The organism is Arthrobacter sp. 05L417, from assembly GCF_056397865.1.
Window position 1 is genome coordinate 19,578 of sequence record NZ_JBFTOG010000002.1, and the last position, 26,255, is coordinate 45,832.

The window sequence follows — 26,255 nt, forward strand, 5'->3', positions numbered from 1 at the left end:
GCGGCCCCGACAAGGACCATCACGACCCAAATCCATTGTTGCCCGTCCACGTTCGCCCCAATCTCAGCCCGTTGGCTGGGTGCTGCGTTGTGCTACGAAAGGCCCTCGCTCCGTCGGCCCACGCTGGGAGGACAGGCCCGGTAAGGAGTCAGTCTTTCTCCTGATGGATTGCGTAGGCGATACACCGACCCCGGTTTTTGGAATGTGGGTAGTCCATTCAGCAAGCCCCCTTGCTTTTTGGCTGCGGCCCCTCGCCGGTCTGAGCCCAGTCGTGGCGATCCGCCCATCTGTTTGGCATGGACGCTCTCCGACACGATAGGACTCCGGGCCGTTGTTGTCTTGAGTAGTTATTACTCGTTTTCGGATATTCCTGCGAGACAACCATGCCGTGCCGCCGAGGGTGCTTATTAACAAGTACCAGGCACCCTGTCAGCGGATCCTTCAGGAAACGGTGCTCCGGCGGAGCTCGCTCTTGCGGATCTTTCCACTGGCCGTTCGCGGCATATCGTCCACGAACACCACAGTTTTCGGGATCTTGTAACGGGCCAGTTTCCCGGTCAGGTGTTCCTTGAGTTCGTCCTCGGTCAAGAAGGCGCCCTCGCGGAGCACCACCACGGCGCGTGGCACTTCTCCCCACTTCTCATCCGGCACGCCGATGACTGCCACGCTGCCCACGGCGTCGAGTTCGCTGATTGCTTGTTCCACCTCGGCGGGGTAGATGTTCTCGCCGCCCGAGATGATCATGTCCTTGAGCCTGTCCGAGACGAAGATGAATCCGTCTGCGTCCTTGTAGCCCATGTCTCCGGACTTGAACCAGCCGCCGTCTTCATATGATTCGGCAGTGGCGTCGGGCCGGTTCCAGTATTCGTGGATGACGTTGGGGCCTTTGATCTGGATTTCGCCCACCGTGCCCTGCTGGGCAAGGCCTCCGGCGACGTCGGCGATCCGGACGTCGCTGAAGAAATGCGGCAGTCCGGAAGAGCCCGCCTTGTCCCGGGACCTGGCGGACGGCAGCGTGGTGGCGCCGGGCGCCGTCTCCGTCATTCCGTAGCCGTTGGAGAAGCGCAGTCCACGCGCCTCGTACGCTTCCAGGACGCGCGTCGGAACTGCCGATCCGCCGCAGGTCAGCTTGTTGAGGGAGCTAAGGTCCGACGTCGGCCAGGCCGGATTCTCGCACAGCATCTGGTAGGTGGTGGGCACCCCGCTGATGGTGGTGGCCCGGTGCTGCTCGATGAGCTCCAGGGTGCGTTGGGGGTCGAACCTCGACTCCAGGACGACAGTTCCGCCCTTGAGGAGCGTTGGCAATACCCCCATGGCGAGTGAAGCGACGTGGAACATCGGCGAGATCATGAGGGCCACGTCGCTGGAGGAGAAATCGAAGTCGACAATCACGTTGATGCAGTTCCAGGTGATGTTGCCGTGGGTCAGGAGCGCACCCTTGGGGCGTCCCGTTGTTCCGGACGTGTAAAGGATCATGGCGCCGTCATCGAGCTCGACTTCCTCGTCCAGATGCAGGGGTGCCCCGGAGGCGACGACGTCCTCGTAGTCTTCCGCCGACGTCGGGGTCTCACTTACGGAAGCGGCGCTACGGTCGCCCGGGAAGGAATCGTCGACGACGACGCGCCGGCCCACGCGGGTGCCTTCCGCGCCGCTGGCCGCGAGGCCGTTGAGGCTCGCTGAGTGGATCAGCGCAACGGCTCCGCAGTCCTCAAGCTGGAAGTTGATCTCCGGAGGCGCCAACCGCGTGTTGAGGGGTACGAAGATCGCCCCGAGCTGCCCGCAAGCGAAAAGCGCTTCCAGGAAAGCGGGATGATTGTCACCGAGATATGCGACCCTGTCGCCTTTGGTAACGCCCCCCGCTTTGAGGGCGTTGGCGAGCCTGTCCGATCGTTCGGCAAATTCCTCATAGCTGAGTTGGCGGTTTCCGGAGATCAGCGCAATCTTGCTTCCGGACTTCGGGCGGCGACGCTGCAACCACGAACCGATGCCAAAATTCTCCATGGCGGTCCTTTCTTATTCCCAAGCTAGACCCTTCCCGGCGTCAAGGCCGGACGGCCTGCAAATCGTTGTTCTTCGGTTCCCGGGTCAACAGGATGAAGATGATGGAGACGACGGACATCGCAGCCATGTAGAACACCACCGAGCCTGTGTTCTGGCCCGAGTCCTTGAAGATCTGGGCCACGATCCCCGGCGTGAATCCCGCGCCGAGTAGCGTCGCGAGCTGGTAACCGAGTGAGGCTCCCGTGTAGCGGGAGGTGGTGCCGAACTGCTCGGACACGAATGCGGCCAGTGGCCCGAAGAGCGTTGAGTGGATCATCAGGCCGACGGTGAAGGCGACGAAGACCAGGAGGATGTTGTTCGAGGACAACAACTGGAACATCGGGATCAGATAGGCGATGAAGAGTACGAGCCCGCCGATCATCACGGGCCTCCGGCCCAGCTTGTCGGAGAGCCTGCCGCCAAGGACCACGAAGGCGATGGAAATGAAAGAAGCGGCGGCGAAGGCGTACAGCACCCCCTGGCGGTCGGCGCCCTTCGAGACGGCGAAGGTGACCGCGAAGGTTGCCAGCACTACTTGGAGGGCAAAGCCGGCGGCCCCGGCGAGCATGGTGAAGATCAAGGTCTTGGGCCGGCGGAGCACCTGGAGGAGCGGCATGACGGGCTTCGCGATGGATCGGTCGTCAGTGTTCCGGGCCGCCCTCTCCTGCTCTGCGATCCTTTCCTGCTCAATGGCGGCTTGGAAGATGGGGCTCTCCGAAACCTTTAGCCGGACGAACATGCCCACTGCCAGCAGGACAAACGAGAGCAGGAATGGAACACGCCAGCCCCAGGCAAGGAACTGGGAGTTTGGCAGGGCAGAGAAGGCGCCCATGATGAGGGTGCCGAGCACGGCGCCCGACGGAGCTCCGGCATTCACGAACGAGGCCGCGAACCCGCGCTTCCCCGATTCCGAATGCTCCAACGCCATCAAGGCGGCCCCGCCCCACTCGCCGCCCACGGCGATGCCCTGGAAAACGCGGAGCACAACGAGCATCACTGCGCCCCACGGACCGGCCACCGAGGCGCCGGGGACCAGGCCGATCAGTGCCGAAGCCAAGCCCATGACCAACATGGAGACGATGAGCATTCCCTTGCGACCCAGCTTGTCGCCGAAGTGCCCGAAGATGACTCCACCCAACGGGCGAGCTACGTATCCTGCGGCGAAAGTTCCGTAGGCTGCCACGACGCCAACCCAGTCGTCCATTCCCGAAAAGAAGACCTTGGGGAAGACCACGGCCGCGGCTGTGGCATAGAGCAGGAAGTCGTAGTATTCGATGGTGCTGCCCAGGTAGCTGGAAGCAATGACGGTGCGTGCTTCCTTGCGTTTGGTGGCCACGTCCATGGATTGAAGCTGCGATATTTGGGACATCGTTGTTCCTTAAAGCAGAGGGTGGGGGAGTGCCCGCAGCAGCGGGCTATTTGTAGAAGCGGGCTATTTGTAGAAGCGGGCGAGGAATTCGGCCACGACCGCGGGGCGTTCCTGGCCTTCGATCTCGATGGTGTTGGAGACCTTGATCTGGGCGCCGCCCTTGACCTCGGTGACTTCGGCGATGGTGGCTTGCATGCGGATCCGCGCGCCCACCTTGACAGGGGACGTGAAACGGACCTTGTCCAGGCCGTAGTTCACTTTGGTGGTGACGCCTTCGACGTCGAACAGCTCGCCCCAGAACGGGATGATGAGCGAGAGCGTGAGGAAGCCGTGGGCGATCGGGGCGCCGAACGGGCCGTCTTTGGCGCGTTCCGGATCGACGTGGATCCACTGATCGTCTCCGGTGGCGTCAGCGAACTTGTTGATTTGTTCCTGGGTGATTTCGCGGTATTCGGTGACGCCGAGATTGGTTCCGGCGAGGGTGAGCAGTTTGGCGAAGTCGACGACGAGATTTGGCATGGTTGCCTCCTGTGGTGGTTTTGGGGTTAGCGGGCGAAGGCGCTTTCGCCCGTGAGTGCGCGCCCGACGATCAGGGCGTTGATTTCGTGTGTTCCTTCGTAGGAGTAGACGGCTTCGGCGTCGGCATGGAACCGGGCAACATCACTCTCGAGCGTGATTCCGTTGCCGCCTGCCAGCTCCCGGGCAAGCGCGACTGTCTCCCGCATCGCCAGGCAGCTCTGCATTTTCGCCAAGGCGGAGTCCTGGTCGCGGTAGACCCCGCGGGCCTGCTGTTCGGTCAGCCTGACCACGAGGGACAGGCTTGCCGTGAGGTTGCCGAGCATGCGGGCCAGCTTTTCCTGCACCAGCTGGAAGGAACCCAAAGGGCGGCCGAACTGGTGGCGCTCGCGGACGTACCGGTGGGCTGCTTCGAAGGCGCCGGCCTGGATGCCGGTGGCAATCCAGGCGACGTCCGAGCGCATGGCCCGGAGCATCGCCGCTACATCCCTGAAGGAATTCACGTTGTGCAGGCGCATGGATTCGGGGACCCTGACGCCGTCGAGGGTGATGTGGGAGTTTTGCATCATCCGCAGGGAGGTCTTCCGGTGGATCTTCTCCAAGGCCACCCCGGAGGCTTCGCGGTCCACGAGGAACGCCTTGACCTGTCCGTCGCCCACGTCCCGTGCGAACACAGCGAGGACATCCGCCGTCGAAGCGCCCCCGATCCAGCGCTTGGCACCATCGAGCACCCAGGTATCGCCCTCACGGTGGGCCCTTGTGGAGAGCCCGCCGGCAATGTCCGATCCGGATTCCGGTTCGGTCAAGGAGAAGACGCCCTTGAGCGAGAAATCGACCACGCGCGGCATCCACTCGGCTTGTTGTTCTGCCGAAGCACCTACGCGGATGGCGGTGCGGAAGAGGCCGGCCTGGGCCGTGTACCAGGTAGCGAGCGAAGCATCCGTGCGGGCGAGCTCGAAGATCCTGAAGCCCTGGTAGATCCCGCGCGCCGGGTTGCTCCCTGGCCCGAGGCCCCTGAGTTCGGCCGGTTCCATGAGGTCCAGTTCGATGAGCGGCTGGACCAACTTGTCGGGGAACTCGCCCCGCTCCCAGTAGTCGGCCAGCAGCGGCTTCGCTTCGCGGTCCAGGAAATCCCGCAGTCGGCGCAGGACCCGGCGCTCGTCCTCGGTGAGGAGGGACTCCGCGTCGTAGTAGTCGCAGTCGTTGTAGAGGCGTTCCGCAACCGCGGTCTCCACGGGGGTGTCAAAGCTCAAGTCAGCCTCCCAGCCCGAGCAAGCGCACGGCGTTGTGCTTGAGGATCTTGGGACGGACCTCGTCCTTGAGCGGGAGGTCAGCGAAGGCGGCCAGCCATTTCTGCGGCGTGATGAGCGGGAAGTCCGTGCCGAAGAGGACTTTGTCCTGCAGCACCGAGTTGGACATGCGCACCAGTGACTCGGGAAAGTACTTGGGGGACCAGCCGGAGAGATCGATGAACACGTTCGACTTGTGCGTGGCGATGGAGTTGGCTTCATCCTGCCAGGGAACCGAGGGGTGGGCCATGATGATCTGCAGGCCCGGGAAGTCGGCGGCTACGGCGTCGAGCAGGAGCGGGTTGGAGTAGGCCAGCTTGATGCCGTAGCCGCCGGGCAGGCCGGCGCCCATGCCGTTCTGGCCGGTGTGGAAGATGGCTGGCAGGCCCAGTTCCTGCAATGTCTCCCAGAGCGGGTAGAACTGTTCGTTGGAGGGGTCGAAACCCTGCAGGCTGGGGTGGAACTTGAAGCCGCGGGCGCCTAGGTCGATCGCCTGGTACTTGGCGCCCTGGATGGCCTCGGTGCCGGTGCGAGGATCCACGCTGCCGAACGGGATCAGCACGTCGTTGTTCCTTGCGGCTCCCGCGATCAGTTCGGGAATGCTGTTGGGCGCGTGCTTGAGCTGGGTGCGGGCGTCCACGGTGAAGACGACGGCGGCCATGTTCAGTTCGCGGTAGACCTCGGCGATGCGGTCCAGCGAGGGCGTGCGGTCCTCGGCCTTGAAGTACTTGGCAGAGGCCTCCGTCAGGGCCGGTGGCAGGGATTCGTGGCCGTGGCCGTCCACTTCGAGATGGACGTGCATATCGATCGCTTCAAGTTTCGAGACGTCGATGCCGGGTTCGTAGTGCTGGGGTGCGGGCATGTCAGCGGACCTGTGAGGCGGCGGCCTCAGGCTGCAGTTCCGCGGGGAGCGCCAGGAATTCCTCGCCGACGGTCTGAAGCTTGTCGCTGAACAACGGGCCGAAGTTCTCCACGAGGTCCTGGTAACCCCAGCCGCCCTCGCGGTAGGCGGTCGCCGCGGCTTCGGGGTGGGTCCATAGCTGGAGGCGGTCTCCACCGGCGCCGATCGCCTGGCCGGTAATGCCGGCCGCCTCGTCGGAGGCGAGGAAGGCAATGAGCCCGGAGACGTCGTCGGCCGTTCCAAAGCCAAGCTCGTGGCGGAAGAAGTGCGGCATGGCCTCGCCGCGTTCGTCCGCCTCCAATGCTTTCCGGAAGTACGGGATAGTCTTGGTCATCGCCGTCGCGGCTACCGGAATCACGGCATTGGCAGTGACGCCGGCCTTCTTCATTTCCAGCGCCCAGGTCCGGACCATGCCCACGATTCCGGCCTTCGCTGCGGCGTAGTTGCTCTGGCCGAAGTTGCCGCGCTGCCCGGTCGGGGAGCCGATGGCGATGATGCGGCCGGCGATCCCGTTCTCCTTGAAGTAGCCAAATGCCTCGCGGGCGCACGTGAAGGTGCCGCGGAGGTGGACGTTGATGACCAGGTCGAAGTCTTCGTCCGTCATCTTCAGAAGGCTCTTGTCCCGCAGGATGCCGGCGTTGGTGACCAGGATATCCAGGCGGCCGAATTCCGTGACAGCCGCTTCCACCAGCTGCTTCGCCGCTTCTGTGCTGCCTACGGGAGCGACGACGGCGACTGCCCGGCCGCCGTCGGCCTCGATGGTCCGGACCGCTTCGCCGGCCACCTCGGCGTCGACGTCGTTGATGACCACCGCCGCGCCTTGGCGGGCGAGTTCCCGGGCGTAGGCGAGCCCCAGGCCGCGTCCGCTTCCGGTCACAATTGCTACTTTTCCTGACAGGCTCATCGCTGCTCCTTTGCTCGATCCCTGTGCATCCAGGCCTTCGGCGTGGGATGCTGTTCTGTATCCATGAAAATACGTATAGTTGAAAATGTCAACGATTGATTTTGAAGATTATTGGAGTTTGTTATGACGATCGAGGCGCAGGACGAGCAACAGGCTGCCACGAAGGACCGGCTGGTCGCCGCGCCTATCAGCCAGGATGTGGGTTTCCTGCTGGCCAAGCTCCATGCAAGCGGCTCGGTCGTGAACAACCGGGCGCTTGCTGAGTTCGACTTGAAGGAGAGGTCCTATTCGGTGTTGATCCTGGCCGACAGCGGGCTGGAGCCTACCCAGCGGGAGTTGGCGGACTTCCTCAGCCTTGACCCCAGCCAGATCGTCGCCTTGGTGGACGAACTTGAAAAGCGGAAACTGGTGGCCAGGGCCCCAGGCAAGCAGGACCGAAGGGCCAAGACAGTGACGGCAACGTCGAAGGGGAGCCAATTGCTCGCCCAAGCAGCCATTGCAGCCCGGCACGCGGAATCCGAAGTGCTGGCGGCGCTGGACGACCGGGAAGCCGCACAGCTTAAGGCGCTGCTGCGAAAGGCGTTATGGGGTTAGGCGTTGTTGGGTTAGCTGCTGAGGGGCCGGTTTCCCATTCATTAGTGCCGTGACAGAGTTCACCCACGGCGTAGGCCGGAACGGACTAACCGGAGCAGTGTATTCGTTGATATAGACACCACCGGTTACAGGAGGTGCACGATGAGTACGTTGCCGGAACAGACATTTCCCGAGGACATCCCTGACGCCCCGTCGGACGACGAAGCCTTGGACGCCTACTCGCGGACAGTGATGCACGTCGCAGAGACGGTCACGCCGCATGTTGCAGCATTGGAGATGAGCAGCGCCCGCAGGAACGGCCAGGTCAGGATCGGAAGTGGGTCGGCCGTGGTGTTCACGGGCGACGGCTATATGCTGACCAACGCCCATGTGGTCTCAGGCCTCCGCTCGGGGCGGGCAATATTCGCCGACGGAACCCATTCCGACGTCGAACTCGTCGGTGCGGATCCCTTGTCCGATCTCGCCATCGTCCGCGGGCACCACACGCCGCTGCCCGCCATCTTGGGCAACGCGGAGTCACTGCACGTCGGCCAATTGGTGATCGCCGTCGGTAACCCGCTGGGGCTGGCAGGATCAGTGACCGCGGGCGTCGTCAGCGGACTTGGACGTTCCATCCCGGTTAGGTCCGGCCGGCACAGCAGGGTCATCGAGGACGTCATCCAGACCGACGCAGCGTTGAACCCGGGCAATTCAGGGGGAGCCCTGGCCGACACCAGGGGGCGGATTGTGGGAATCAACACCGCTGTGGCAGGTTTGGGGCTCGGACTCGCAGTGCCCATCAACACCACCACTCAACGGATCATTGCCGCCCTGCTGAAGGACGGCCGTGTCCGCCGGGCATACCTTGGGTTGGTGAGCACCCCTATTCCGCTGGACGCGAGTGCGGTGATCCGGACAGGCCAGAAGGAAGCGCTCCGGGTGGTGGAAGTCATCGCCGGATCTCCCGCGGAGCGGGCGGGACTGCTCGCGGGCGACCTGGTCCTCAGTGCACAGTCGCGGGCCGTATCCAGTGCCGAGAGCCTTCAGAAACTCCTGTTTTCGCAGGCCATAGGGGAGCCGTTCCTCCTGACGGTCCTGCGCGACGGCAAAATCCACGCGATAGTGGCCGTGCCCAGCGAAATGACCGACGCGGATTCGTGAGGAGCCGCAGCCATGACGGAACCAGTCCGCTAAAAAGCCGGGGCCAAGGCTCCGGCTTTTTGCTACTTCTTCCTCATCCTCAAATGGGCCACGGGATCTACAGCGGCATCGGATTCGTGCTTGGCACGCTTCACTGCCCGTTTCTCCTTGATGGACTTGATACTCTTCTTCGTCTCGTGCTGGTGAGGCGCTTTGTCAGGCATGTCATGCTCCCTAACTACGGATCTTCCCTGCAGATCCTGCAAAGAGGGTCCTGAAAGGCCCTCTCCTTGTAAGCTACGCCTGTTTCAGGCGAAAGCAACCGGCCGCTGAACGCCCAAGGAACTAGGCTTCGGAAGCCGGGACGTCCACAACGCCAACGAAGCGCGAGCCGATTCCTTCGTACTCGCTGCGGACCTCGCCGGGCAGGATTCCGGGGACCTCGCTATTCCGGTGGTGACCACAGAAAACGTAGGTGAACTCCGGCCACCATTTCTTGGGACGCGCAGCTTCGGTGTAACCGCACACGACGCAGCTCAGGTGCACCCACACAGGACGCTTGCCGGTGCGGTTGGCGCGGGATTGGACGAGCCACTGAGGTGGATTGTCTTGCAGCTCGTTCAGCTCGGCTTGTGAAAGCCGGGAGGGGATGCCGTGGCGTTGGGCCATTTCCATCGAGATATCAAGGGCCAATGCGGCGTCACGTCTGCTAATCACCATTCAACGATACGGGACTATCGCCGTGACAGGATCCGCAGGAATCCGGGCGACAGGGTTCTAGCAGGCGTAGGCTGTGCTCATGACCGACGCAGCGGCCCTGCTGCCAAGCACTCCGCTGCAAAGGCGGGTCCTTGTTGTGGCTATTGTGGCTTCCTTCATCGCCATTTTGGATGGCTTCGTGGTGAACCTCGCACTCCCGGCAATTGGCCGCGAGTTGGGTGGTGGCCTTGTCATCCAGCAATGGGTGGTGGATGCCTACCTTTTGACCCTGGGCGCGCTGATCCTGGTCGCCGGATCCTTGTCCGACCACTTCGGCCGCGCGCGCATCCTGGAATGGGGACTCGCCGGCTTCACCCTCACCTCCGTCACGTGCGGTCTTGCCTGGAACGGGGAGGTGTTGGTGGTATCGCGGGCCCTCCAGGGGATCGCCGGTGCCCTGCTAGTCCCGAGTTCGCTCGCGATGATCGTCACGTTCTTCTCCGGGCCCGCGCAGTCGAAGGCAATCGGCCAATGGTCCGGTTGGACCAGCGCGGCCGCTATCGTCGCCCCGCTGATCGGCGGCGCATCGGTCGATCTGCTGTCCTGGCGCGTCATCTTCTTTATCAATGTCATTCCGGCCGTCGCCGTCTGGCCGATCCTCGCCGGATTGCGGAAGTCCGATGCCGCGACGGACACGAGCAAGAAGATCGACTACCTCGGCGCGTTCCTGGCCATGGTGGGACTCGGTGGCCCGGTCTACGCGTTCATTGAACAAGGGCGCATGGGCTGGGGGAACATGGTGGTCTGGATGCCGCTCGCTGTCGGAGCCGTCGGCCTGGTCCTCTTCCTTGTCCACGAAGCCAGGACCCAGGAACCGATGTTGCCCCTGCGGCTCTTCGGCATCCGCAATTTCGGTTGGGGAAACATCGCCACACTGGCCATTTACGGCGCCTTGTCGCTCGGCTTCTTCGCCGTAGGCATCTACTTGCAGCAAGTGGGAGGAATGAAGGCGACCACTGCGGGGATCGCGTTGCTTCCCGCGACAGTCCTCCTGATGCTCACGGCCTCATTCTTCGGTGGACTGGCCGGAAAGTACGGTCCGCGGTGGTTCATGACGGCCGGACCGTTCATCTGCGGAATCGGTTTTCTCATGACCCTGGCCGTCCAGGAGCCCCTGAACTACTGGACGCAAGTGCTGCCCGGGCAGATCGTCTTCGGGATCGGCCTCAGCACCTTGGTGGCGCCCCTCACCGCTGCTATCCTCGGCGCGGTACCCACGGAGGAGGCCGGGATCGGCTCCGCGGTGAACAACGCCGTGGCCCGTATCGCGGGCTTGATCTGCATCGCTTTTGCCGGGCTCATCATCGGTCCGGTCTTCAGCCGCCAAGGCCTCATGAATGCCGTGGTGGTTACCGCGGTGCTGTTCTTCCTCGGGGCGGCGGCATCCGCCGTCGGGATCCGGAACCCGGTGCTGGGCGCTGCAGTGGTGGACTCTCCGGAAGGCCCAGCTCCCGACGACGGCGGGACGGCCGCCCAGCGCGCCTGAACAGCGCCTTCTAAAACACGCCTTCTAAAACACGCCTTCTAAAACACGGCTTCGTCAGCGTTCCGCGAGGACGCAGCCTTCGTGTTCGACGTCGGTGGCTACCCACAATGCCGAGGCGACCTCATCGGCGAGATCGTAGTCGCGGCTGCCCGGGCCTTTTCCGATCCGGACCACCAGCGCACCGCCGAACGGTTTGCGTCCAATCACCTGGATGCTGGCATCGAGGTCGATTTCTTCGGCGGACAGGTAGCGCAGCAGCTCCGGGTTCTCGTCGCTGATCCGGGTGATCTTGCCGGAATGGCCGTCGTCGAGCTCTATCATCCGGTGCGCATGCGGGAGGGTCACTGAGCCGTCCGCTGCGGGGATGGGGTCACCGTGGGGATCGCGTCCGGGGTTACCCAGCTTTGCGGCCATGCGATCGATGAAGGTGTCCGAGACGGCGTGTTCGAGCATCTCGGCTTCATCGTGGACTTCATCCCAGCTGTAGCCCAACTCCCTCACGAGGTATGTCTCGATCAGGCGGTGCCGGCGGACCATGCCCAAGGCAAGCTGAATTCCCTGGGCGGTCAACGTAATGGCGCTGTAGGGCTGGTGGTCGACCAGGCCTTGGTCCTTGAGCTTGCGGACCATCTCCGAGACGGACGAATTGGCGACGCCGAGCCGCTGCGCGAGCTGTGAGGACGTGATGGGTTTGTCCTGCCACTCCGTAAAGGAGTAGATGACCTTGACGTAGTCCTCGATCGAGGAGGAGGGCGCACTGGTCTTCACGGTTCCAAGCCTATCGTGAACCGGCCGGATCAGACTTTCCGCGCCCGCCAGCTCTGCGTGAGATAGGGCAAGGGGATGGCCTCGTCTTCGGCATGTTCCAAATGTTCGAAGAGGTACCACCGGAGATTTCCCATGACTTTGGCCCGGGTGGCGTCGTTCGCCCTCAGGTAGTAGCTGCGCGACTTCACGAGTTCGAGGATGTCCGCCGGAGTCACGGGATCCTCCCAACGCGTCAGGTGGCTTTCGAGGCCGGCGAACTCCGGGCCCACCACAGGCCGGAAGTCCGGTTTGTGGACATCGCCGGCATGCATGATTCGGGACAAGCGATGGACCCAGGGCACTGAAGTGTCCAGCTGGTTCCAGATCAAGCCGATGACGCCCTGCGGTCGAAGGATCCGGGCGATCTCGGTGCTGGCGGCGAGGGGATCGCACCAGTGCCAGGCCTGGGCAACGCTGACGACGTCGAATGCTGAGTCCGCCAGTCCAGTTGCCTCGGCCGTGCCCTCCAAGGCGATCACATGCGGATACGTTTTGCGCAGCTGCATGAGCATGTCCGTGGAGGGGTCCACTGCGGACACCGCCAACCCGCGCTCGACGAGAAGAGCGGTGAACTTTCCGGTGCCGGCGCCGATGTCTGCCGCGTCCCGCGCGCCTACAGGTAGCAGCCAGTCGGCCGAATCCGCGGGGTAGCCGGGCCGCACGCGATCATAGTGCTCCCCGCCGTCCTGGAAACTCTGACCGAGTTCAAGGCGCCGTTCCTCGAAGAGCTTGGGGCCGGCTGACGCGCCTTTGGGTCGCGGGGACACGCGGGAACTCCCTTCGTAGGACAGGAAAAATACCCTACGAATCTACCGCAATCAGTCGATGCTGCAGGGTGCGGCGCCCGCGGTCCCGGGAGTGTTGGGCGCCCACTCCGGGTAGCTGCGATGGTCGTTCGCCGGAACCCAGCGGCCGGCATCCACCACGTAGTCCCAGCCGAGGCCATTGCTCTTGAGCGCCCGGATGCCCGCGATGAGCCGGGTGGCGTCTTCCAATCGCGACCCCACGCCGAAACTGGCGCGCAGGGAACCGGAGGGAAGGCCGAGGCGCTTGAGCAGAGGGTGGGCGCAAAAGCGTCCGTCACGCAGGCCAATGCCGTGTTCGGCGGCAAGATAGGCCGCAACGAGTCCGGCGTCGTAGCCCTGGAGCGAGAAGTTCACGACGCCGATGGTGTCCTCGGGATCCGTGTCGCTGAAGATCTGGTGCACGGTGACGCCGTCGATTTCCTTGAGGCCCTCGACCAGGTGCGAGCGGATGGCGGCCTCGTGGGCGTGCCATTCATCGTGGTCGAGGCTGGCGATGACCTGGGTGGCGCGGGCAAGGGTGGCCGCGCCGAGTACGTTCGGTGAGCCACCTTCGTGCCTTGCCGGTCCCGTGGCCCAGCTGACGGAATCCAGGCGCGCCTCGCGGACAGCCCCGCCACCTGCAAGGTGGGGCGTGCCGGCGTCGAGCCAGTCGGGACGGCCCACCAGGACACCGGCGCCGAACGGTGCATAAAGCTTGTGCCCCGAGAAGACCAGGTAGTCAACATCCGCGGCGGCGATATCGATGCGGCGATGCGGGGCGAGTTGCGCCGCGTCCACCACAATCCGCGCCCCGAATTCGTGGGCCAAGGCAGCGAGTTCCTTGATGGGCAGGATCTCGCCGGTCACGTTCGATGCGCCCGTGACTGCCAGGAGGCTGATGCCACCGTGGGTGAGGGCAGTGCGGACATTGGCCACGGTCTCCGACAACGTTCCCGCGGCAACGATGCTTCGGTGGGGGACGCCTTGCCACGGCAGCAGGTTGGCGTGGTGCTCGATGTCCAGGTAAAGGACTTCGGCGGTGTGCTTGCCGTCTTCGACCGGCAAGCAGCCGGCCAGGAGGTTGAGGGAATCGGTGGTGTTGCGCGTGAAAATGACGGAATCGTCCGGCCTGCCGCCCACGAAGTCACGGACGATGTTGCGGGCGTTTTCGTAGACCGAGGTGCTGATCTGGGAGGCATAGCCGGCGCCGCGGTGGACACTCGCGTAGTACGGCAGGATTTCGTTGAGGTACGCGGAAACCACGGTCAGGGCAGGCGCGGAGGCGCCGTAGTCAAGGTTGGCGTAGCGGATGTGGCCGCCCTGGATCAGGGGTGCCTGCAACTCCGCGCCGGTGACCGCGGCGAGCGGGCGCGACGCCGGAGTCCGGGATTCGCCGTGCTGATGCGCAGATTCGTGGTGCTGCGGGAGAACAGGAGAAGTAAATGTGGCTGTGCTCATGGGACCTCACTCAAGAGGGACCCCTGCGTACAGGGGGTCCGCGCTTGCCGCATCCGTTCCGGACCGGCCGGGTCGTCACCCGGGGCACCCCGCCGCGATGGAGGGTTGCCGGCCAGCAAACCGGGGTTTCGCGCTGGCACTCGTGACCTGTAAAGAGACTAGGACACCGGCGCGGCTCGTTCCAATGTGACCTCGATTGTTAAGCGGATTGTTACACAGCCGGAAAAATGTGCCTTCTGCCGAAGAAAAAGGAGCGGACGCCCCCAAAAAAGGGGCGCCCGCCGTCGTTTATTCAGTGAAGAGGGTGACTAGAGGAGGTCGTCGAGCTCGGGGTTGAGCCTCTTGAGGACCTCGGAGTGCAGGATCGAGTTGCTTGCAACGGCGTTTCCGCCGAAGGGGCCATCCGTGCCGTCCAGGGACGTGAAGCGTCCGCCGGCCTCCGTCACGATCGGTACCAAGGCGGCCATGTCGTAGACCTGGAGCTCCGGCTCGGCCGCGATGTCCACGGCGCCTTCGGCCACGAGGCAGTAGGACCAGAAATCGCCGTACGCGCGGCTGCGCCAGACATCGTTCTCCAGGCCCAGGAAGTTGTCGAGCTTATCGTGCTGCTTCCACTCGGAAAGCTCGGAGTAGGAAAGCGAGGCGTCCTCAAGCCGCGACACGTTGGAGACTTTCAGCCGGGTGGCTGCGGCCAGTGATCGGCCCATGTAGGCGCCTGAGCCCTTGGCCGCCCACCAGCGCTTGCCGAGCGCCGGAGCGCTGACGAGCCCCACCACTACTTCGCCCTCGTCCACGAGGGCGATCAGCGTTGCCCAGACGGGTACGCCGCGCACGAAATTCTTGGTCCCGTCGATGGGATCGATGATCCAACGCCTTGAGCCGTGGCCCGTGCTGCCGAATTCTTCGCCGAGGACGGCGTCGCGGGGGCGGGAACGGGAGAGCTGCCCGCGGATTGCTTCCTCGGCGGCTTTGTCGGCATCGGTGACTGGGCTCAGGTCGGGTTTGGTCTCCACCTGAAGGTCCAGCGCCTTGAACCGCTCCATTGTCAGGGAATCGACGGAGTCGGCGAGGACATGGGCCAGCCGCAGGTCGTCGTTGTAGCTCGAATCGGGTTGGGTCATGGTTCCAAACTACCGTCTATTCGCCGGTGAGCCGGGGACGTAGCCCGGCATGCGCTGAGTTAGTTGATCGTACCCAGTTCCTTGGCCTCTTGGGCTTCCATGCGCGGGTCGGCACCAAGGAGCCTGCGCAGCGATGCGAGGCGGGCGGGGCCGGCCTCCCCGGCATGGCCATCGGCAACCCAGGAATCCAGTCCGCATCGAACGGCGGAGGCATCGTGCTTGCAGCCCCGCTCGCACGTTTCCGTTCCGGGCTCCAGATCCGGGAAGGCATGCAGGATGCGGTCAGGGTTCACGTGGGCGAGGCCGAAGGAACGGATGCCGGGCGTATCGATGATCCAGCTTCCGCCCGGGGAGTCGCTGAGCTTCAGCGCAAGGGCAGAGGACGAGGTGTGGCGTCCGCGGCCCGTTACTGCGTTGACTCCACCCGTGGCGCGTTCGGCGCCGGTCAGGGCGTTCACCATGGTGGATTTCCCGACGCCGGAATGGCCCAGGAGCACGGTGACCTTGCCGTCGAGGTAGTCCCGCAACTGGCCGACGGCGTCACCATCGAGGCGGGCGGACAGACCGTCGTCGGAACGGGCGTCGATGCCGGAGGCACCCGCGTCGGCCGTGCGGCTGATGATGATCGGGAAACCCAGGCTCACATAGTTGGCGAGCAGTTCCGTCGGATCCTTGACATCCGCTTTGGTGACGAGCAGCAGCGGCTCGATTCCGGCGTCGTACGCTGCCACCAATGCGCGGTCGATGAATCCTGTCCGCGGCTCCGGGTTGGCGGCCGCAACCACCACCACGAGCTGGTCGGCGTTGGCGACGACGGCCCGTTCGATCGGATCCGTGTCATCGGCACTTCGCCGCAGGAGCGTCTTGCGCTCCTCGACGCGCACGAGGCGCGCGAGGGTGTCCGGGGCTCCGGATACATCGCCGACGAGGGCCACGAAGTCTCCGGGAACCACGGGGGAGCGCCTGAGTTCCCGGGCGCGGGCCGCGATGACGATGCGCTCGTTGTCCGAGCTTTCATCCACTATCGCGGTGTAGCGGCCGCGGTCGACTGTGATGATGCGCCCGATCACGGCGTCGTCGTGGCTGGGGCGGTCCTTGGTGCGGGGGCGTGTGCCCTTCTTGTTGGGGCGGATCCGGACATCGGACTCATCCCAGGAGCGTGCGTCGCGAGCCATCGTCAGTTGCTTGTCTCCGTTGAAACGGGGTCCGCGGCCGCTGGGCCGGCAGTGAGCATCGATGCCCAGATTTGCGGAAATTCGGGCATGGTCTTGGACGTCGTCGCGATGTCTTCAACCTGGACACCCTCGACGGCGAGCCCCAGGATGGCGCCGGCGGTGGCCATGCGGTGGTCCGCGTAGCTGTGCACGACGCCGGCGTGCAGCGCTGCGGGCCGGATCACCAAGCCGTCGCTGGTTTCCTCGGCGTCGCCGCCGAGCCGGTTGATTTCGGCGACCAGCGCAGCCAGCCTGTCTGTCTCGTGTCCACGCAAATGCGCGATGCCGGTGAGCCGGGAAGGGCCGGTAGCCAGGGCGCACAATGCCGCTACGGTAGGGGCGAGTTCGCTGGTTTCGTCGAAGTCCGCGCCCAGGATCTCGGAACCGCCAGTGACGGTCAGCGTGCCGTTGTCCAGTGTGACAGTGGCACCCATGGTGGCAAGGATGTCCCGCCAGAGATCCCCGACCTGTGTGGTGTTGACCGGCCAGTTGGGGATGCGGACGGTTCCCTTCGTGGCGAGTGCCGCAGCGAGGAAGGGACCCGCGTTGGAGAGATCCTGCTCGATCCTCACGTCGAACGCCTGGATGGTGCCTGGGGAGACGCGCCAATGGTTCGGAACGGAGTCATCCACTTGCACTCCGACGCCGCGCAGGACCGAAACGGTCATGTTGATGTGGTCGAGGCTCGGCACGGGCTTGCCGACGTGCTCCAGGTGAAGGCCCTCTTTGAACCGGGCACCGACGAGCAACAGGGCGGAGACGAACTGCGACGAAGCGCTCGCATCGATCACCAAATGGCCACCGCGGACAGAGCCGGTGCCGGAAACCTTGAACGGCAGGGAGCTCGCCGATTGCCCGTCCAGTGCGCTGACGTCCACTCCGAGTGTCCGGAGCGCTTCGATGATGGTGCCCATGGGACGTTGGCGTGCGTGCGGATCGCCGTCGAACACCGAAGCACCGTTGCGGAGGGCCGCGAGCGGCGGCACAAATCGCATGACCGTGCCAGCCAGGCCGCAGTCGATGGCGGTCTCCGACGCGGCAGCCGCCGGGTCGATGGGGGTGACTTCAAGATCCGGGCCGTACTGACCATCGCCGGGAACCTCGGTGATGGTGGCGCCAAGCTGGCGCAGTGCCTCGACCATCAACGCGGAATCCCGCGAATGCAGGGGTGCCCGCAGCCTGCTTGGGCCGTCGGCCAATGCCGCCAGGACCAGGTAGCGGTTGGTCAGCGACTTCGAGCCGGGAACCGTGACCGTGGCATCCACAGGGCGGCTGGCGAAGGGCGCCGGCCACAAGGGGAGTGCGGAGGCTATGGTGCTCCCTGAATCGTCTGTCTGCGTGGCGGGGGTTCCTGGCATGCTTCCTTATGCTCCAACTGCGTTGTTTACGGCCTTGCGGACGGCCCGGTCTGTCTTCTTGATCTGCTTGCCCGTGGCGTTCTTGGCGTCCATGGCGAGGTGTTCGGCGCGCCATGCGAGGCTCGGTTTGCCGGCCGTGTCGACGGCGGCTAGGAGGACGCCGCCGGTCAGGGAAATGTTCTTGAGCAACTGGGCGCGGCGGGCGAGCCGGCCTTCCTTGGTGCTGATGTCGGCAGAACGCCACTCAACAAAGGTGTTCAGGACCGAAATGCCGGCAAGCAGGGTTGCCGAGAACCGTGAACATTTGCCGAGGGCAAGCAAGGCGCCTGCGCCCACCTGCGTGCCGCCGATGACCCGCGCCAGCATCTTCTCGTCCGCCGGGAAAGGCAACGACTCGGACGCGCGGCGGAGCAGCGGGGAGAGCTGCTTGGCAGTGTCATCCGCGTTCTTGAGCTTGTCCAGCCCTGCGACGACAAAACTGGAAGCCAACATTGGCCTGGCGAGAAAACGGACGAGGGACATGTTTTGCCTCCTGGATGGCGTGCCACAGTGTTCAGGTGGTGCTGCGTTCAAGTGGTGCGGTGTTCACGGGGTGCAGTCGGATCTAGTCTTGCATCTTTGCGGAATATTTGCCCGGAGCTTGCCGTTGTCAGAAGAAGGTGCGGTATGGGCTGGACCTTGGATTGTGGCGTGTGTGTCGTGCCGCGCTTTGTCACGTCGTTTGAGCGGAGATGGTTTTTTGGCCTTGGTTAAGGACCGCGAGGGACACTTGGCGCTTGGGCGGAAGCTGCCAGGGGACTCCCCGAGGGTGACAGTAGACTTGGATGCAATGAGCACCATGGATCCGGCCGCAGCGGCCATGTACAAAGCAGCGACGGAAGTCGCGGACGCAACGTCCGACGGCGACGCAACTGTTGAGGCCGGCGTCGAGATTGCGGTGGACTTCGCGAAGGAGACTCCCGAACAACGGAGGGCGCGCTTCGAGCGCGACGCCATGCAGTATGTCGACCAGCTCTATTCGGCTGCCATGCGCATGGCCAGGAATCCGTCCGACGCCGAGGACTTGGTCCAGGAGGCCTACACGAAGGCCTTCTCGGCGTTCCACCAGTACAAGCCGGGTACCAACCTCAAGGCGTGGCTGTACCGCATCCTGACCAACACGTACATCAACCTCTACCGGAAGCGGCAGCGCGAACCGCTCCAGTCGAATTCGGACTCCATCGAAGACTGGCAGCTGGCGCGGGCGGAATCCCATACGTCCACGGGGCTCCGCTCTGCGGAGGCGGAGGCACTGGATCATCTACCGGACTCGGACGTGAAGAGCGCCCTGCAGTCCATTCCGGAGGAATTCCGGCTCGCGGTGTACTTCGCTGACGTCGAAGGCTTCGCATACAAGGAAATATCAGACATCATGAATACCCCGATCGGGACGGTCATGTCCCGGCTTCATCGCGGCAGGAAGATGTTGCGCGATCTGCTGGCGGACTACGCCGCAGAACGGGGAATCAGCGCCGGCGCGGAAGAAAAGGCATTGGCCGTGGGCGCGGCCACAAGCAAAAAACAGGAGAAAAGGAAATGAGCTGCCAAGGATTGGGCGACTGCGACGATGCTCGGATGCAGCGTATCTACGAGTACCTGGACGGTGCGTTGACCCGCGAGGACATCGCAGAGATCAAGGTGCATCTGGAAGACTGCCCGGAGTGCACCGAGCAATACGACCTTGAGTGCGTCATCCGCACCGTGGTCAAGCGCTCCTGTACGGAAGCGGCTCCTGAGAATCTCAAGAACTCGATCCTGGACAGGATCCACGCTATGAAGTCCGTGGACGTCTAAGAGCCTGGAACGGCAAGGGCCCCGGAAACCTGATGGTTTCCGGGGCCCTCCGCATTAAGTCTTACGCTAAGCCGCTGGCTTAGGTGTTGGGACGCTTGCCGTGGTTTGCGCCGCCGCGCTTACGGTCACGACGCTTACGTGCACGCTTGCTCATAGCTGGCCTCCTTAGATTCTTGATACTCAATAAAGCTGCCCTCCAGTCTCCCACATCCGGGGGCCGCCCCGCGAACCGTGCCGGCCAGCCCCGCAGGGAATCCGGACTCAGCCCCGCAGGGAATCCGGACTGAGCCCCGCAGGGAACTGGCGGCTCAGTCCCGAAGGGAATTCCGGATGGAGATCCTGGCCTGGTCCAGGACCGTTCGCACGGTTTCAAGGGCCATCGGAGTCAGGGCCTTCGAGCCGGCGTGCTTTCGCAGCTCGACGCGGATGTCGTCCCGGAAGGACTGGACCATCATCTCGGCTTCCTTCAGGATGCGGTGTCCCTCGGGCGAGTAGCTTCCAGCCCACGACTGGAATTCCGCGGACTTCGCTGTGGCCCGCGCGGCCTCGGCGGTTGCTGCCAGGTCTGCGCGCAAGCCGCGCATATTGCTGCGGATGTCTTCTCGGAGATTATCGGCCAGCCGCCGCACGGAGGCAGAGATGTTGTCCTCGACATCCGCCAGTTCCTGCCGGCGGCTGTTGAGCTCCGCCAGTCCGGCCGCAGTGATGGAGTAGTTGGTGCGGCGCCCGTCGCTGCTGGTAGCTACGAGTCCTTCTTCCTCGAGCTTGCCAAGGCGCGGGTAGATGGTTCCGGCACTGGGCGAGTAGGTCCCGCCGAAGCGTTCGCCGAGGGCCTTGATGAGCTCGTAGCCATGCTTGGGGCCTGATTCCAGGAGTGCCAGCAGGTAGAGCCGGAGGGCTCCGTGGGCAAAGACGGGCGGCATCAGGCTTCCTCTTCTCCGGGGACTGGGTGCGTTGTTCCCGGTGCTGGCGCACTACCGTGGACGATGGACGTCTTTCCGGACACGGAATTGGTGCGCGCCACCATGAGCCGTTCGTCGGGGCCGACGATGGTCTGGACCCTGCCGCCTGCCTGGGCGTAAAGCTGGTCATCGATCATCACGGTCCCACCGGCCGTTTTGGCCACGATGTCCACGCCCACGTCATGCGGCAAGCGGATGGTGAGGTCGCCTGAAACGGAATTGGCTCCGAGATCCTGGGTAAAGCCGTGAAGGTCGAAGCTGAGGTCGCCGCTGACAGTATTGGCCCGGATGTTCTTGAAACGGCCCGAAGCCGTGACTTCGCCCGAGACGCTCTTGGCGGTCATGACGCCGTTGTGGTTCCGGGCGATGACTTCGCCGCTGACGGTGTTGACGTGAAGATCGCCCCGCGTGCCGTCCGCGAGCACGGACCCGGAAACCGTGTTGAGGCGGATGTGGCCGCTGACGCCGGACACCATGCCGTCACCGCCCACGGTTCCTGCTTCGACGTCGACGCCGGCAGGCAGCGCAATGCTGATGACGATCGTGTTGGTGCTGGTGTTGTTGACGGTCCCCATCAGGTTGCGGAACCAGCCCTGCGGGCCGTGCAACTGGTGGCGGACTTCGAGCCGGCCGTCAATGAGGCTCACGCTCAGCGGATCGCCGCCGATTTCCGAGACTTCGATCCGGGTGATTGCTTCGTCGTGGGTGACGACGTCGAAGCGGCCCTTGACGATCCCCAGCTTGAGTGAGCGGACGCCGTCGACGTCGATGGTCTGCGGACCGGTAACGGTCCAGTTTTCTTCTGACATGACCCCTCCAATGATGCGTCATCGCCAATGCGATATATCGCGTTGATGGATTCACGATATATCTCGATATCGAAGTTGGCAATGGGTCCCGCTTGGAGAGGGGGCTTTTGCCCCGGTTATTCCGGCTGGGCGATCCTCAGCCACTGGAACCAGCCGCGGTGCAACACAAGCCAGGCCATGAGCCCGTAGCCCGCCTGGCCCGGTGTGCCGCCATTCGCTGCGAGGTCCGTGCGCCATTGTTCGTGGTTGAGCAACGGCGAGAACGTGTCGACGTATTGGTGGTTGCGGCGGGTGGTGACGTCCGCAAATGCTGCGTTCAGTTCGGCGATCCTGCGGTTCTTGGCCGGGTCCAGCGTGGGTGGCGGACCGACGACGAACACTTCGATGTTGCTTTGGGACGCCCCGTCCAGGATATTGGCCAGATTGAGGCGGCTGCGTGCCGTGGAGACGCCGAATTCGATGTCGCGGCCGGACAAGCCGATCACGAGGCGGTTTTCGTGGACGTTGCTGAAGCGCCTCCCGGCTTCGTCGAGCCAGCGCCCCGCAAGGCCTTCTGTGCCCTCCATGGGGCAGGGAAGAGAGTAGCTCTCCACAAGAACGGAGTCCTGGGGAGTTCGCGCAAGAACCCGTCCGAGCCAGCCCAAAGCCCTGGGGTCACCGAGCCCGGCGAGTAGTTCATCACCAACAGCTGCGATGCGCAGCTTCCTGTCTTCCACAGTTACCTCTTCACCAAACGTTGCGGTCCTTGCACTGTGCCCGGCCGGGCGGCTTGATCACCGGACACTTGTTCCATTAAACAGAATTGCCCGGCTGGAAGCGGGTATTGAACCTCCAGCCGGGCAGCCTTCTTATATTAGGGCCTACTTGCGTTCGAATGCCTGCTTGAGCAACGTGGCCTGCTCGGCGCTGTGGCGCTTCATGGAACCGGCTGCCGTCGAAGCCGATGCCGGACGCGAAACGAGTCGGACCTTGCGGTCCAGTGCCTGCGGCAGGTTCAAACCGATGAACGGCCACGGACCCTGGTTGGCCGGTTCGTCCTGCGCCCAGACGATGTCGGCGTTCGGGTACTTGGCCAGTTCCGCCTCGATCTGGGCCTGGGGCAGCGGGTACAGCTGCTCCAGTCGGATGATTGCCGTCGAGGTGTCGCCGGTCTTCTGGCGGTTCGACAGAAGATCGTAGTAGAGACGGCCGGAAACCAGGATCACGCGGTCAACGCTCTGGGCCTGGAGGGGCTCGTGTTCGCCGATGACCGGCTTGAAGCCGCCCGTGGTGAAGTCCTCCACCGCGGAGGCTGCACCCTTGAGGCGCAAAAGCTGCTTCGGGGTGAAGATGATGAGCGGCTTGCGGGGACGGCTGTAGGCCTGCCGGCGCAACAAGTGGAAGTGCGAGGCGGCGGTGGTGGGGTTCGCCACGATCATGTTGTCCTCGGCACAAAGCTGCAGGAAGCGCTCGATGCGTGCGGACGAGTGGTCCGGTCCCTGGCCTTCGTAGCCGTGGGGCAGCATGAGCACGAGCGAGGAGCGCTGGCCCCACTTCTGCTCGGCCGAGGAGATGAATTCGTCGATGATGGTCTGCGCACCGTTGACGAAGTCACCGAACTGGGCTTCCCACAACACCAAGGCGTCCGGGCGTTCCACGGAGTAGCCGTATTCGAAGCCCATGGCTGCGTATTCGGACAACAAGGAATCGTAGATCCACAGCTTGGCCTGCTTCTCGCTCAGGTTGCCCAGCGGCATCCATTCGCTGCCGTTGGCGCGGTCGTGGAAGACGGCGTGACGTTGCACGAAAGTGCCACGGCGGGAGTCCTGGCCGGCAAGGCGGACGGGTACGCCCTCCATGACGAGGGAACCAAAGGCCGCGATCTCGCCGAAGCCCCAGTCGATGCCGCCTTCGCGGGACATCTGCTCGCGCTTCTCAAGGAGTTGCTTGAGCTTGGAGTGGACCGTGAAGCCTTCCGGAATATCGAGGTGCGCCTGGCCGATCCGCTGGAGCATTTCGGCTGAAATGGCGGTGGTGGCGGGCGCGTTGGTACCGAAGTCCGCCTGCTGGGCGATGGGGCGCTCGATGTCCGAAACCGCGGCGGAGTCCGCCGTGATGATCGGGATGGGCGAAGTCTGCGCGGCGTGGGTCTCCGCGAAGACGCGTTCGAGGCGTTCCTGGTAGTCGCGCAGCAACTGCTCGGCTTCGTCCTCGGTGATGTCGCCACGGCCGATGAGGGATTCCGTGTAGAGCTTGCGGACGGAGCGCTTGGCTTCGATCAGGTTGTACATGAGCGGCTGCGTCATCGAGGGGTCGTCGCCCTCGTTGTGTCCACGGCGGCGGTAGCACACCATGTCCACAATGACGTCCTTGTGGAAGCGCTGGCGGAACTCGTAGGCCAACTGGGCGATGCGCACCACGGCCTCGGGGTCGTCGCCGTTCACATGGAAGATCGGCGCCTGGATCATCTTGGCCACGTCGGTGGAGTACGTCGAAGAACGCGATGACGACGGTGCGGTGGTGAAACCGACCTGGTTGTTCACGATGATGTGGATGGTTCCACCGGTACGGTAACCGCGCAGCTGGGACAAGTTGAGCGTTTCCGCCACAACGCCCTGGCCGGCAAAGGCGGCATCGCCGTGAACCATGATGGGCAAAACGGGGAACGCCTCGCCCTGGTCCAGCCGGTCCTGCTTGGCCCGGACAATGCCTTCAAGCACGGAGTCCACCGCTTCAAGGTGGGACGGGTTGGCCGCGAGGTAGACCTTGGTCTCGTTGCCGTTGTCCGAGGTGAACGTGCCCTCGGTACCGAGGTGGTACTTGACGTCGCCCGAACCCTGCACGGAGCGCGGGTCCTGGGTTCCTTCGAACTCGCGGAACACCTGGGCGTACGTCTTGCCCGCGATGTTGGTGAGCACGTTGAGGCGGCCTCGGTGTGCCATGCCGATCGCGACTTCGTCGAGTCCGTCGTCGGCGGCGTCCGAAATGATGGTGTCCAGCAGCGGAATCAGGGATTCCCCGCCTTCGAGGGAGAATCGCTTCTGGCCCACGAACTTGGTCTGCAGGAAGGTTTCGAAAGCCTCTGCCGCGTTGAGCTTGGACACGATGCGCAGCTGTTCTTCGCGGCTCGGCTTGGAGTACGGGTGCTCCACCTGGTCCTGGAACCACTTGCGTTCTTCAGGCTCCTGGATGTGCATGTACTCAATGCCCGTGGTGCGGCAGTAGGCGTCGCGGAGAACGCCCAGGATGTCGCGGAACTTGAGCATCGGCTTGCCGCCGAAGCCGCCGGTGGGCCACTCGCGGTCCAGGTCCCACAGCGTGAGGCCGTAGGTCAGGACGTCAAGGTCCGGGTGCTTGCGCTGGACATATTCGAGTGGGTTCGTGTCTGCCATGAGGTGGCCGCGGACCCGGTAGGAGTGGATCAACTGCTGGATGCGGGCGACCTTGTTGATCTCGTCGGCCGGGTCCACCTGGAGGTCGGGGCTCCAACGGACGGGCTCGTAGGGAATGCGCAGCGCTTCGAAGATTTCGTCGTAGAAGTTCTGGGCACCAAGGAGGAGCTGGTGGACGAGCTTGAGGAACTCGCCGCTTCCGGCGCCTTGGATGACGCGGTGGTCGTACGTGGACGTCAGCGTGAGGATCTTGCTGATGGCGTTTTGGGCGATGATTTTCTCGCTCGCGCCTTGCCATTCAGCCGGGTAGTCGAGGGCTCCGACGCCGATGATGGCGGCCTGGCCCTTCGAAAGCCGGGGCACGGAGTGCACGGTACCGATGCCACCCGGGTTTGTGAGGGAGACGGTGGTGCCCGCGTGGTCGTCCGCCGTGAGCTTGCCGTTGCGCGCGCGCTTGATGAGGTCTTCGTAGGTGTGCCAGAACTCCGCGAAGTTCATGGTCTCGGCCTTCTTGATGTTGGGAACCATCAGGAGGCGCGTGCCATCGGGCTTGGGCATGTCAATGGCGATGCCGAAGTTGACGTGTGCGGGCTGCACGGCAACGGGCTTGCCATCTACTTCGTCGTAGTAGACGTTCATCGACGGGAACTGGGACAGGGCGCGAACCACTGCGTAGCCGATGAGGTGGGTGAAGGAGACCTTGCCGCCACGGGCGCGGGCAAGGTTGGAATTGATGACAACGCGGTTGTCGATCAGGAGTTTGGCGGGAACGGCCCTGACGCTCGTGGCGGTAGGAACCTCGAGGCTCAGGACCATGTTGGAAGCGATGGCCTTGGCCGGGCCACGGAGGACGGAGACGACGTCCTCTTCCGGCGGGGTGGGAGCCTTGGTGCTCTTGGGAAGCTGTGCCGGGATCGGCTGGGACTGGCTGCCGTCGGATGGCTTCTGAGCGCCGTCCTTGGCGACAGTGGCCGGAGCCTTCTTGACCGGTGCCGCAGGTGCGGCCGGAGCCGGTGCCGCAGGGGCAGCTGCCGGGGCAACCGCGGGCGCAACCGGCGTCATTGCCGTTGCCGCGGCCTGTGCCACGAGGGGAAGTTCGCGAGTGGGAGGGTTTGCAGGGGCTGCGGACGTTCCGTTGGAGGAAGTGCCGTCAGCGGTGTCGAAGGACTCGAAAAGCGGCCACCACTTGGCGTCGACCGAATTCTTGTCCTGCTGGTACCGCTCGTACAGTTCGTCAACGAGCCACTCGTTTCCGCCAAATTCCTCGGGTAGACGGTGGCTTGGCTGCTCTGGCACTTGAAATACGCCTCTTCCATGAGTGTTGATTTCCAGCTGGCCCGGGGAACTGCAAGGGGTGCAAAGGCGAGCCAGGGTCTGGGTCCCGCGAACTCAGACCCTAGCCAGTCTAGTGACGAGCGGAGGCTATCTGCCAATAGTGGTGACCTAAATCATGCCAATCGCGATATGGCCCGGCCTTTACGTCCTGGGAGGGGTCTTCTTCCACGGGTTTTTCCTACCGTTTGACGCGTCGGGAACCGTGCCCCTGCCGGTGAAGTCGTG

Annotated in this window: 25 protein-coding genes and 1 riboswitch; of the genes, 5 read left to right on the forward strand and 20 right to left on the reverse strand. The window is 63.9% G+C overall.

Annotated features, from left to right (window positions below):
• Positions 1-441 precede the first annotated feature (441 nt).
• The 6 genes from menE to AC1DJW_RS02030 form a co-directional block, all read right to left on the reverse strand.
• Positions 442-2,001 (reverse strand): o-succinylbenzoate--CoA ligase, encoded by a 1,560-nt coding sequence (gene menE / locus AC1DJW_RS02005; RefSeq protein WP_476900596.1) that lies wholly within the window; start codon positions 1,999-2,001, stop codon positions 442-444.
• Between the two features lie 40 nt (positions 2,002-2,041).
• A complete protein-coding gene (locus AC1DJW_RS02010) occupies positions 2,042-3,409 on the reverse strand; it encodes an MFS transporter (protein ID WP_476900597.1) in 1,368 nt (455 codons plus the stop codon).
• A 63-nt stretch (positions 3,410-3,472) separates the two neighbouring features.
• Positions 3,473-3,928 carry a MaoC family dehydratase gene (locus tag AC1DJW_RS02015; RefSeq protein WP_284751278.1) on the reverse strand — a complete coding sequence of 152 codons (456 nt, stop codon included), beginning with the start codon at positions 3,926-3,928 and terminating at the stop codon, positions 3,473-3,475.
• 26 nt (positions 3,929-3,954) lie between these two features.
• Complete coding sequence (locus tag AC1DJW_RS02020; RefSeq protein ID WP_476900598.1) at positions 3,955-5,178, reverse strand: acyl-CoA dehydrogenase family protein; 1,224 nt, start codon at positions 5,176-5,178, stop codon at positions 3,955-3,957.
• Position 5,179: 1 nt separating this feature from the next.
• Positions 5,180-6,076: an amidohydrolase family protein gene (locus AC1DJW_RS02025; protein ID WP_459341263.1), complete on the reverse strand. Its 897-nt coding sequence runs from the start codon at positions 6,074-6,076 to the stop codon at positions 5,180-5,182.
• Position 6,077: 1 nt separating this feature from the next.
• Positions 6,078-7,019 (reverse strand): SDR family NAD(P)-dependent oxidoreductase, encoded by a 942-nt coding sequence (locus tag AC1DJW_RS02030; protein WP_476900599.1) that lies wholly within the window; start codon positions 7,017-7,019, stop codon positions 6,078-6,080.
• Between the two features lie 123 nt (positions 7,020-7,142).
• On the opposite strand from AC1DJW_RS02030, the gene AC1DJW_RS02035 reads away from it, so the two are divergent.
• Together AC1DJW_RS02035 and AC1DJW_RS02040 are read left to right on the forward strand one after the other, a co-directional pair.
• On the forward strand, positions 7,143-7,613 hold the full coding sequence (locus AC1DJW_RS02035) for a MarR family winged helix-turn-helix transcriptional regulator (protein ID WP_284751274.1): 471 nt from the start codon (positions 7,143-7,145) through the stop codon (positions 7,611-7,613).
• A 141-nt stretch (positions 7,614-7,754) separates the two neighbouring features.
• The gene (locus AC1DJW_RS02040) at positions 7,755-8,753 is read left to right on the forward strand and encodes a S1C family serine protease (protein WP_284751273.1); all 999 of its coding nucleotides are present in this window, start codon (positions 7,755-7,757) and stop codon (positions 8,751-8,753) included.
• A 62-nt stretch (positions 8,754-8,815) separates the two neighbouring features.
• Here AC1DJW_RS02040 and AC1DJW_RS02045 read toward each other — a convergent pair whose 3' ends face one another.
• Both AC1DJW_RS02045 and AC1DJW_RS02050 read right to left on the reverse strand, forming a co-directional pair.
• A complete protein-coding gene (locus tag AC1DJW_RS02045) occupies positions 8,816-8,956 on the reverse strand; it encodes a hypothetical protein (protein ID WP_172465476.1) in 141 nt (46 codons plus the stop codon).
• Positions 8,957-9,077: 121 nt separating this feature from the next.
• Positions 9,078-9,452, reverse strand: a complete 375-nt coding sequence (locus tag AC1DJW_RS02050; RefSeq protein WP_390279102.1) for a hypothetical protein — start codon at positions 9,450-9,452, stop codon at positions 9,078-9,080.
• A 73-nt stretch (positions 9,453-9,525) separates the two neighbouring features.
• Between AC1DJW_RS02050 and AC1DJW_RS02055 the strand changes: the two genes are divergently transcribed.
• Complete coding sequence (locus AC1DJW_RS02055; RefSeq protein ID WP_390279100.1) at positions 9,526-10,977, forward strand: MFS transporter; 1,452 nt, start codon at positions 9,526-9,528, stop codon at positions 10,975-10,977.
• A gap of 54 nt (positions 10,978-11,031) precedes the next feature.
• Here AC1DJW_RS02055 and AC1DJW_RS02060 read toward each other — a convergent pair whose 3' ends face one another.
• From AC1DJW_RS02060 to AC1DJW_RS02090, 7 genes are all read right to left on the reverse strand, one after another.
• Positions 11,032-11,745 (reverse strand): metal-dependent transcriptional regulator, encoded by a 714-nt coding sequence (locus tag AC1DJW_RS02060; protein ID WP_390279098.1) that lies wholly within the window; start codon positions 11,743-11,745, stop codon positions 11,032-11,034.
• Positions 11,746-11,774: 29 nt separating this feature from the next.
• A complete protein-coding gene (locus tag AC1DJW_RS02065) occupies positions 11,775-12,551 on the reverse strand; it encodes a class I SAM-dependent methyltransferase (RefSeq protein WP_476900600.1) in 777 nt (258 codons plus the stop codon).
• A gap of 51 nt (positions 12,552-12,602) precedes the next feature.
• Positions 12,603-14,027: an aminotransferase class V-fold PLP-dependent enzyme gene (locus AC1DJW_RS02070; RefSeq protein ID WP_476900601.1), complete on the reverse strand. Its 1,425-nt coding sequence runs from the start codon at positions 14,025-14,027 to the stop codon at positions 12,603-12,605.
• Positions 14,028-14,062: 35 nt separating this feature from the next.
• Positions 14,063-14,175, reverse strand: a riboswitch (SAM riboswitch).
• A gap of 160 nt (positions 14,176-14,335) precedes the next feature.
• Positions 14,336-15,148: a histidinol-phosphatase gene (gene hisN / locus AC1DJW_RS02075; protein WP_284751267.1), complete on the reverse strand. Its 813-nt coding sequence runs from the start codon at positions 15,146-15,148 to the stop codon at positions 14,336-14,338.
• Between the two features lie 59 nt (positions 15,149-15,207).
• Entirely contained in the window at positions 15,208-16,323 is a 1,116-nt protein-coding gene (gene rsgA / locus AC1DJW_RS02080; RefSeq protein ID WP_476900602.1) for a ribosome small subunit-dependent GTPase A, read from the reverse strand.
• Positions 16,324-16,325: 2 nt separating this feature from the next.
• Entirely contained in the window at positions 16,326-17,720 is a 1,395-nt protein-coding gene (gene aroA / locus AC1DJW_RS02085; protein WP_284751265.1) for a 3-phosphoshikimate 1-carboxyvinyltransferase, read from the reverse strand.
• Positions 17,721-17,726: 6 nt separating this feature from the next.
• Positions 17,727-18,242 (reverse strand): DoxX family protein, encoded by a 516-nt coding sequence (locus tag AC1DJW_RS02090; protein ID WP_284751264.1) that lies wholly within the window; start codon positions 18,240-18,242, stop codon positions 17,727-17,729.
• Between the two features lie 307 nt (positions 18,243-18,549).
• Here AC1DJW_RS02090 and AC1DJW_RS02095 point away from each other — a divergent pair, with 307 nt between their 5' ends.
• Positions 18,550-19,299: a sigma-70 family RNA polymerase sigma factor gene (locus AC1DJW_RS02095; protein WP_284751263.1), complete on the forward strand. Its 750-nt coding sequence runs from the start codon at positions 18,550-18,552 to the stop codon at positions 19,297-19,299.
• Positions 19,296-19,553 carry a mycothiol system anti-sigma-R factor gene (gene rsrA, locus AC1DJW_RS02100; RefSeq protein WP_028264789.1) on the forward strand — a complete coding sequence of 86 codons (258 nt, stop codon included), beginning with the start codon at positions 19,296-19,298 and terminating at the stop codon, positions 19,551-19,553. The genes AC1DJW_RS02095 and rsrA overlap by 4 nt, the downstream gene beginning before the upstream one ends.
• A 79-nt stretch (positions 19,554-19,632) precedes the next feature.
• On the opposite strand, the gene AC1DJW_RS02105 is transcribed toward rsrA, so the two are convergent.
• The 5 genes from AC1DJW_RS02105 to AC1DJW_RS02125 form a co-directional block, all read right to left on the reverse strand.
• Positions 19,633-19,707, reverse strand: a complete 75-nt coding sequence (locus AC1DJW_RS02105) for a 50S ribosomal protein bL37 (protein WP_369299106.1) — start codon at positions 19,705-19,707, stop codon at positions 19,633-19,635.
• 154 nt (positions 19,708-19,861) lie between these two features.
• On the reverse strand, positions 19,862-20,476 hold the full coding sequence (locus AC1DJW_RS02110) for a PadR family transcriptional regulator (protein WP_284751262.1): 615 nt from the start codon (positions 20,474-20,476) through the stop codon (positions 19,862-19,864).
• The gene (locus tag AC1DJW_RS02115) at positions 20,476-21,324 is read right to left on the reverse strand and encodes a DUF4097 family beta strand repeat-containing protein (protein WP_476900603.1); all 849 of its coding nucleotides are present in this window, start codon (positions 21,322-21,324) and stop codon (positions 20,476-20,478) included. The genes AC1DJW_RS02110 and AC1DJW_RS02115 overlap by 1 nt, the downstream gene beginning before the upstream one ends.
• A 116-nt stretch (positions 21,325-21,440) precedes the next feature.
• Positions 21,441-22,040: a GDSL-type esterase/lipase family protein gene (locus AC1DJW_RS02120; protein ID WP_284751260.1), complete on the reverse strand. Its 600-nt coding sequence runs from the start codon at positions 22,038-22,040 to the stop codon at positions 21,441-21,443.
• A 144-nt stretch (positions 22,041-22,184) separates the two neighbouring features.
• Positions 22,185-25,991 (reverse strand): multifunctional oxoglutarate decarboxylase/oxoglutarate dehydrogenase thiamine pyrophosphate-binding subunit/dihydrolipoyllysine-residue succinyltransferase subunit, encoded by a 3,807-nt coding sequence (locus AC1DJW_RS02125; protein WP_284751259.1) that lies wholly within the window; start codon positions 25,989-25,991, stop codon positions 22,185-22,187.
• Positions 25,992-26,255 lie beyond the last annotated feature (264 nt).